The sequence below is a fragment of the Kineosporia sp. R_H_3 genome (assembly GCF_002198675.1).
Taxonomy (GTDB): domain Bacteria; phylum Actinomycetota; class Actinomycetes; order Actinomycetales; family Kineosporiaceae; genus R-H-3.
In genome coordinates, this window is the sequence record NZ_MWLL01000264.1 from 20,809 (window position 1) to 29,327 (window position 8,519).

Genomic DNA, 8,519 nt, shown 5'->3' on the forward strand with positions numbered 1-8,519 from the left:
CGCCCCGGGCGCGACCGTCCGACAGGGCTGAGCACCCGCCCCGTCCCCGCACCGACCCCCTGGACGCCGCACCCGCGCGGACAGGGGAAACTAGGGGCATGACCCTGCGCGGACTGCTCGACGCCGTCCGGTCCGAGCCGGGGGTCGCCGCCCTCGTCGAGACCGCTCTGACCGGCTCGGTGGCCGCCCTCGACGTCGTGGCCCCCACGGGGGTCCGGCCGCTCGCCGTCGCCGCCCTCGCCGCCGCCGCACCGACCGGCGCCGGCCGCCCCGTGCTGCTCGTCACCGCCACCGGTCGCGAGGCCGAGGACCTCGCCGCCGCGCTGCGCTGCTACCTCGACCCCGAGACCGTCGTGGAGTTCCCGGCCTGGGAGACGCTGCCGCACGAGCGGCTCTCGCCGCGCGCCGACACGGTCGGCAAGCGGCTCGCGGTCCTGCGCCGGCTCGCCCACCCGCGCGAGGACGACCCGGTCGCCGGCCGGGTCAGCGTCGTCGTCGCACCCGTCCGCGCCGTCATGCAGCCCGTCGTCCGCGGGCTCGGCGACCTCACGCCGGTCGGCCTGCAGCCCGGCCAGGACGCCGACCTCGACGAGGTCGTCGAGGCGCTGGCCGGTGCCGCCTACTCGCGGGTCGACATGGTCGAGCGGCGCGGGGAGTTCGCCGTCCGCGGCGGCATCCTCGACGTCTTCCCGCCGACCGAGGACCACCCGCTGCGCGTGGAGTTCTGGGGCGACACCGTCGAGGAGGTCCGCTGGTTCTCCGTCGCGGACCAGCGCTCGCTCGAGGTTGCCGAGAACGGGCTGTGGGCCCCGCCGTGCCGCGAGGTGCTGCTCACGGACGCCGTCCGGGCCCGGGCCGAGTCGCTCGTGCCCGTGCTGCCGGGCGTCGCGGACATGCTCGCGAAGATCGCCGCGGGGGTGGCCGTCGAGGGCATGGAGTCCCTCGCGCCGGTGCTCGTCGACGGCATGGAGCCGCTGCTCGACCTGCTCCCCGCCGGGTCGGTCGTCGTGCTCGTCGACCCGGAGAAGGTCCGCTCCCGGGCGCACGACCTCGTCGCGACGAGCGACGAGTTCCTCGCTGCCTCGTGGGCGAACGCGTCCGCGGGCAACGCCGTCCCGGTCGACCTGTCGGCGCTGCCCGCCGACGCCGTCCCCGCCGGGCTCGCCGAGGCCGACCTCGCCGAGTCGTCGTACTGGACGTTGTCGCGGCTGCGCGAGCACGCCCGGTCGACGTCCCGGCCCTGGTGGTCGATCACGTCGCTCGCCCGGGACGCCGACCTCGTCGACGAGATGGACGTCGCGCTCGGCGACGACGCGGACGTCATCCGGATCGGTGCCCGCGAGGTCGACGGCTACGCGGGGGAGACCGAGAAGGCGCTCGCCGACCTGCGCTCCCTCGTGTCGGCCGGCTGGCGGGTCGTCGCGACGACCGAGGGCCCCGGCCCGGCCAAGCGGATGGTCGAGGTGCTCTCCGGCGCCGACGTCCCGGCCCGGCTCGAGATCGGCGTCGACGTCGCCCCCGAGCCGGGCGTCGTCCACGTGACGACGGCGTCGATCGACCACGGCTTCATCGCCGAGGACCTGCGGCTCGCGCTGCTCACCGAGACCGACATCTCCGGCAGCCGTTCGGCGACCAAGGACATGCGCCGGCTCCCGAGCCGGCGGCGCAACGTCGTCGACCCGCTCCAGCTGCGGCCGGGGGACTTCGTCGTCCACGAGCAGCACGGCGTCGGCAAGTACGTCGAGATGATGCAGCGCACCGTCGGCGGCGCGACGCGCGAGTACCTCGTCATCGAGTACGCGCCGTCCAAGCGGGGGCAGCCGGGCGACCGGCTCTTCGTGCCGAGCGACTCGCTCGACCAGGTGACCCGGTACGTCGGCGGCGAGCTGCCCGGGCTCAACAAGATGGGCGGCTCGGACTGGCAGAAGACGAAGGGCCGGGCCCGCAAGGCGGTCAAGCAGATCGCCGGTGAGCTGATCCGGCTCTACTCGGCGCGGATGGCCTCGGTCGGGCACGCGTTCGGCCCAGACACGCCCTGGCAGCGCGAGCTCGAGGACGCCTTCCCGTACGTCGAGACGCCCGACCAGCTCGCGTGCATCGACGAGGTCAAGAACGACATGGAGAAGACGGTCCCGATGGACCGGCTCATCTGCGGCGACGTCGGCTACGGCAAGACCGAGATCGCGGTCCGGGCGGCGTTCAAGGCGGTGCAGGACGGCAAGCAGGTCGCCGTCCTCGTGCCGACGACCCTCCTCGTGCAGCAGCACTTCGAGACGCTCACCGAGCGGTACGCGAACTTCCCGGTCGTCGTCAAGGCGCTGTCCCGGTTCCAGACCGACGGCCAGGCGAACGCCGTCCTCGCCGGGCTCGCCGACGGCAGCGTCGACGTCGTCATCGGCACGCACCGGCTGCTCGGCGGGGAGGTGCGGTTCAAGGACCTCGGGCTCATCGTCGTCGACGAGGAGCAGCGCTTCGGCGTCGAGCACAAGGAGAAGCTCAAGCAGATGCGCACGAACGTCGACGTCCTCGCGATGTCGGCGACGCCGATCCCGCGCACGCTCGAGATGGCCGTGACCGGCATCCGCGAGATGTCGACGCTCGCGACGCCGCCGGAGGAGCGGCACCCGGTGCTCACCTTCGTCGGGGCCTACGACGAGAAGCAGATCGGTGCCGCGATCCGGCGCGAGCTGCTCCGCGAGGGCCAGGTCTTCTACATCCACAACAAGGTCGACTCGATCGAGCGGGCCGCGGCCCGGATCCGCGAGCTCGTGCCCGAGGCCCGGGTCGAGACCGCCCACGGCAAGATGGGCGAGCACCGGCTCGAACAGGTCATCGTCGACTTCTGGGAGAAGCGGTTCGACGTCCTCGTCTGCACGACGATCGTCGAGACCGGCCTGGACATCTCCAACGCGAACACGCTCATCCTCGAGCGCGCCGACCTGCTGGGCCTGTCCCAGCTGCACCAGCTGCGGGGCCGGGTCGGCCGCGGTCGCGAGCGCGCGTACGCGTACTTCCTCTACCCGCCGGAGCGCCCGCTCACCGAGACCGCCCACGACCGGCTCACGACGATCGCCCAGCACACCGACCTCGGCGCCGGCATGCAGATCGCGATGAAGGACCTCGAGATCCGCGGCGCGGGCAACCTGCTCGGCGGCGAGCAGTCCGGGTTCATCGAGGGCGTCGGCTTCGACCTCTACGTGCGCCTCGTCGGCGAGGCCGTCGCCGAGTACCGCGGCGAGGCGGACGCCGAGGTCGCCGAGATGAAGGTCGACCTGCCCGTCGACGCGCACCTGCCGCACGAGTACGTGCCGGGCGAGCGGCTGCGCCTCGAGGCGTACCGCAAGATCGCCGAGGTGACGTCGCCCGAGCAGCTCCAGGGCGTCCGCGAGGAGCTCGAGGACCGGTACGGCGCGCTGCCGACCCCGGTCGAGAACCTGCTCGCGGTGGCCCGGTTCCGGTTGCTCGCCCGCCGGGCCGGCCTCACCGACGTCGGCGTCCAGGGCAACCACGTCCGCTTCGGCCCGGTCGACCTGCCCGACTCGGCGCAGCTGCGCCTCAAGCGCCTCTACCCCGGCACGCTGCTCAAGGAGGCGACCCGCACGGTCCTCGTGCCGCGTCCCATGACGGCCCGCGTCGGCGGCCAGCCGCTGCGCGACACCGCCGTCCTCGACTGGGCCACCCAGCTCGTCGAGGCGGTGTTCCTGGGGTCGATCGCCGCGGGGGCGGGGGTGGCGGCGGGCCGCTGACGCGGACCGTTCGTGCCGGTCCGGCCTGTCCGTCGTCCCGTCGTCCGCATCGTGGGACACCCGTACCGCCGGACGGCGAATGCGCCGGACGGCGATGGGCGTCACCGACGGCGGCGGCCGAGCTCCTGCGTGCGCCACGCGACGACGTCGCGGACGACCTCGACGAGCCAGCGGTCGTCGAACATGACGTGCTCCCAGGCGAAACGGAGCACCACCCAGCGCGCGCGGACGAGCTCGTCGTACCGGACGCAGTCGGCCGTGAACGCCGGACGGGTGCCGTGGTAGGTGTACGAGTCGCCCTCGACGACGAGGCGCAGGCGGGCGTCGGCGAGGTCGACCCGGGCCGACGAGGTGTCCGACGTGATGGTGACCTGGGGCGTGAACGGGAGGCCGGCGTCGAGCAGGACGGCGCGGAGCGCGGACTCGAAGGGGTTGGCCGCGCGCCCGTCGGCGAGTCGCGCGACCCGTTGCGGGCCGGCACTGAACGGGCCCCGCAGCACCACCGCTCCGGCGAGCAGCTCGTCGGGCAGCAGAAGGTCCTGGCGAAGCGCAGAGTCGGCGACGGCGAGCGCCTCCCGGAACGGCATGACCGCTGCGCAGTCGAGGACGGTCCGCAGGACGGTCGTCACGCCGTGCCGGGTCACCTCGTCGGGCGCGAGCGTGCGGTAGTGGAAGCGGACGCCGTCCACCGGTCGTGGCTTGCGCCCCGGTGCGACCGTCACATGCACCCGGTCCGGTGGCGTGACCATCTTCAGGCGGTAGTGCTCCGCCGCGCTGGCGTGGGACAGGACGCCGCGGACGCGGGCCGCCACAGCGCGCGGCACCGGCAGCGTGGGTAATGCGTAGACCCCACGGGTCGCCCGCACGACATCTCCCACCCGCAGCGCGCGTTCCAGGTTGCGCCGGGAGACCCGTTGCAGCACAACGGCTGTCGGGGCACGGCCGCCGAGCCGTCGGACCACCTCGGACACCGCAAGATCCGTCACGGCGACAGGATGCCCCGGATCCGCCGAAGGCCTCGGAAGTTATCCACAAGCGGGCCGCCCGTCCCGTGCACGGCACGCCGTCCGAACGGCGAGACGGGCGTACCGCCGGACGCACCAACGCCGCCGGAACACGGCGTGTCGTGCGTTGGAGCGCTCTTGTGACGTCCGGTGGTACACGGGGTCCGGCATGCGGACGGTCACCGGGTGCTGTGCGGGTGCACGGCGTGCCCGGGCGGTGCCGGTGCGCGCGGCGGTGGGGCGGTGCGCGGACGGGGTGCTCGGGGCGGCTAGCATCGTCGCGGCATGGGACGAGAAGGGACCGTCGTGAGCAGCAGCACGCGCACCACCATCCGCAGGTTCGTCGCCGCCGTGTCGGTCGCCGGGGCCGTGCTCGCGGCGTCCGGCTGCTCCGGCGCCGGGATCGACGCCGGCGCAGCGGCCGTCGTCGGGGACCGGCGGATCTCCGTCGCCGAGCTCCAGACCGCGACGGCGGAGCTGAACATGCTCCCCGGGCTGCAGCAGAGCATCGACCAGCGGTCGGTGCTCAGCTTCCTCATCACCGAGCCGTACTTCGTCCAGGCCGCGGTCGACAAGGGCGTCGGCGTCTCCGTCGACGACGCGAAGACGTTCCTCGTGCAGGACAACCAGTGGGTCAACACGCGGACCAAGAGCGTCGAGCCCTCGCCGTCCACCCTCGACTTCGTGCAGACCTTCCTCGCGCGGCAGAAGCTCTTCCCGCAGCAGGACGGCTCCGGCCCGACGCAGGAGGAGGCGGTCGCGACGCTCAACGCCATCTCCGCGCAGCTGCAGGACGCGAAGATCTCCGTGAACCCGCGGTACGGCACGCTCGAGAAGGTGTTCGACCCGCAGGGCCAGGGCGTCTTCCCGGTCAACCCGGCCGACCCGGACTGGCTCGTGAAGTCCGCCGCGGAGCCGGCGGCGACGCCGTCGCCCGCACCCTGACCGGCCGCACCGGCCGCACGACGTGACGCAGCCCGGGGGCGAGCGCACCGACCAGCCCGTCGACGAGCCCATCGACGAGCAGGCCGACGAGCACGTCGACGGGCGGGTCGTCATCCTCGTGACGAGCCCGCGGGTCGCGCCGGGGCTGCTGTCCTGGCCCGCGTGGGAGGCGCTCACGGAGGCCGGGACGGTGCTCGCGGCCGGCCTCGAACCGGGCTGGCCCGAGGCGCTCGCGGACGCCGGCGTCACCGTCGAGGACCTCGCGGACGTCCCCGTCGCGGAGCGTGCGGGCCGGCTGCTCGAGGCCTCGGACGGCGGCCGCACGGTCGTGTGGCTCGGCTCGCCGGACGGCGACCCCGGGCTCACGGACGCGCTCGCCGAGCACCTGACCCGCCGCGCCGTCGCGGCCCGGCCGCCCGAGGTCGAGCTGCTCACCGGCTCGCACGACGTCCCCGGCTCGCGGCTGCTCGACCTCGTCGCCGTCATGGACACCCTGCGCTCGCCGGGCGGCTGCCCCTGGGACGCCGAGCAGACCCACGAGTCGCTCCTGCCGTACCTGCTCGAGGAGTCCCACGAGGTCATGGAGGCGGTCGAGCTGGGGGACCGCGCGCACCTGCGCGAGGAGCTCGGCGACCTGCTCCTCCAGGTGGCGTTCCACGCCCGGGTCGCGCAGGAGCACCCCGACGAGCCCTTCGGCATCGACGAGGTCGCCGCCGGCATCGTCGCCAAGCTCGTGAGCCGGCACCCGCACGTCTTCGGGGACGTCGACGCCGGGACCGCGGACGAGGTCGAGCGCAACTGGGAGACGATCAAGGCCGCCGAGAAGCAGCGGACCGGCGTCTTCGAGGGCATCCCTGCCGCGCTGCCCGCGCTCGCCAGGGCGCAGAAGATGCTCGGCCGGGTCGAGAAGCAGCGGCCCGCCGCGGCGGCCGACGTCGAGCCGGACGCCGGGACGCCGCAGGGCCGGGTCGCCGCCGACCTGCTCGCCGTCGTCCGCGCCGCCCGGGCCGAGGGCGTGGACGCCGAGGCGGCGCTGCGGGCAGCCCTGAACCAGGCCGTCGCCCGGGTCGACGGACCGGCCGGCTGACCTTCCCTGCCGACAACCCCACCGGCCCGCGGTTCCTCCTGCGTCACAGCGGTTCCGGCGTGTCCGCACGGCGCGCCGCGGCGACACGCCGTCCTCCACTGTTCGCCTTACGTGTGCGAATGACTACGAAGCGCTACCGTCCCGGAAGGGACCGTCCCGCTCCGTCCGTCCGCCGGCTCCACCCGGATCCGGGCCGGCACCCGCGGGGCGGCCTGGGCTGACGGAGGACGAATGACGACGGACCGTGGGGGCGCGACCGCCCCGGGCTGGGCCGCGGGGCACCGCCGCACCATCGCGGCCGCGGTCTGCCTCGCGGTGTCGGCGACCGCCTGCACCGCCTACGTCGCCCGCCCGCACTTCGAGGCGCGGGGCACCGTGCTCGTCGTCGCGAACCCGGTCTACGTCGCCGCCGACGCCACCGCGGTGGCCCCGCGGGCGCTGACCTCCAAGGCGCTGAAGATCCCCGCCGGCGCCTCGGTGGCCGTCGAGCCGGGGCCGGCCTCGGTGCTGCGCATCACCGTCACCGCGGAGGACTCCGTCACGGCGCAGGACGTCGCGAACGCCGTCCTCGACAAGGGCCTGCCGGCCGCGCTGCGGGTGCAGGTCGCCGAGGGCCTGCGGGTCCGCAAGGCGGCGGGCGCCGCGAGCCCGAAGGTCACCGCCGCCGAGGTCGACGCCGCGATGGCCGCGTACCGGCTGCGGGTCGTCACCGTCACCCGGGCCCTCGGGACGACGCCGTCCGGGGCCGAGGCCGTCCAGGCCGTCGCGGTCGCGCAGGTCGGCGGGCTGCCCGCCGCGACGATGGACCCCGCCGTCGCGAGCCGGCTCGTCGTCGACGCCCTGCAGGGCGACGCGCTCGACGCCGTCCGCGCCGGACGATCCGCCGGGGTCGAGGTCCGGGCCGCGGGCGGTCCCGCGGTCGGGGTCGCGGTCGAGGCCGGCTCCGCGCAGACCGCCGGCGGGGTCGCCCGGGACGTCGTCGCCGCGGCGTCGGCACCCCTCGAGCGTCTGCTGCGCAGCAGCGGCCTGCCCGCCGAGACCCTCGTGCTCCAGCCGTACGTCAGCCCGCTCCCGGTCCGGACCCGGCCGGCCCCGCCGTGGTGGCTCACCACGCTGCTCGTGCTCGTCGTCGTCGGGTCGGCCGGCGCCGTCCTGCTCGACCGCAGGGACCGGGCGCGGACCCGGCCGGCCCGCAGCGCACGTCCGATCGACGTCTCGCGGCGCTCCGGGCGCGGCGGTCGGGCCGCCGCGCCGCAGCCGGCCGCCCCGGGGTACGAGCCGCTGCCCCTGCCGGTGGGCGCCGTCGTCGCCCCGGCGGGTGCCGCCGCCCCGGCGGGTGCCGCGGCCCCGGCCGCTGCGAACGGTCCCGGTGCACGGCCCGACTGGTCCCCGCTGCGAATCTCGGAGTGGTCCGGTGCGCCGGACGCCGACCTCGGCGCCGTCGCGGTCGACGGCGGCCGCCCCCGGATGATGCCCCTGCCGACGGCCCGACGGGCGGACGGCGACCGGCCCGCCGCCCCGGCCGCGTCCGACGGCGCGGCGTTCGAGGACGTCCGCTCCGAGGACGTGGCGTTCGAGGCCGCCCCGTCGGGCGGTGCGCCGTTCGAGCAGGCCCCGTTCGAGCAGCCCCCGTTCGGGGACGCGCCGCTCGAGGAGGCATCGTTCGAGGAGGCCCCGTTCGACGGCGCCGTCCTCGACGGCGCCGCGGTCGCTGCCGACGCCGACCTCGCCCCGGCT

Annotated in this window: 4 protein-coding genes and 1 pseudogene; 4 read left to right on the plus strand and 1 reads right to left on the minus strand. The window is 75.1% G+C overall.

Going from position 1 to position 8,519, the window contains the following annotated elements:
- Positions 1-98 precede the first annotated feature (98 nt).
- Positions 99-3,746 (plus strand): transcription-repair coupling factor, encoded by a 3,648-nt coding sequence (gene mfd / locus ECOMGDLI_RS33035; protein WP_088321055.1) that lies wholly within the window; start codon positions 99-101, stop codon positions 3,744-3,746.
- Positions 3,747-3,847: 101 nt separating this feature from the next.
- On the opposite strand, the gene ECOMGDLI_RS33040 is transcribed toward mfd, so the two are convergent.
- Positions 3,848-4,732 (minus strand): hypothetical protein, encoded by an 885-nt coding sequence (locus ECOMGDLI_RS33040; RefSeq protein ID WP_143448079.1) that lies wholly within the window; start codon positions 4,730-4,732, stop codon positions 3,848-3,850.
- 324 nt (positions 4,733-5,056) lie between these two features.
- Between ECOMGDLI_RS33040 and ECOMGDLI_RS33045 the strand changes: the two genes are divergently transcribed.
- From ECOMGDLI_RS33045 to ECOMGDLI_RS33055, 3 genes and pseudogenes are all read left to right on the plus strand, one after another.
- Positions 5,057-5,695 (plus strand): hypothetical protein, encoded by a 639-nt coding sequence (locus ECOMGDLI_RS33045; protein WP_088321059.1) that lies wholly within the window; start codon positions 5,057-5,059, stop codon positions 5,693-5,695.
- Between the two features lie 22 nt (positions 5,696-5,717).
- Positions 5,718-6,782: a MazG family protein gene (locus tag ECOMGDLI_RS36235; protein ID WP_233153739.1), complete on the plus strand. Its 1,065-nt coding sequence runs from the start codon at positions 5,718-5,720 to the stop codon at positions 6,780-6,782.
- Between the two features lie 231 nt (positions 6,783-7,013).
- A pseudogene (locus ECOMGDLI_RS33055) lies at positions 7,014-8,519 on the plus strand (hypothetical protein); the annotation flags it as partial.

Excerpts from the sequence above, each read along its gene's own strand:
- mfd (WP_088321055.1), top strand. The coding sequence starts at position 99 with ATGACCCTGCGCGGACTGCTCGACGCCGTCCGGTCCGAGCCGGGGGTC.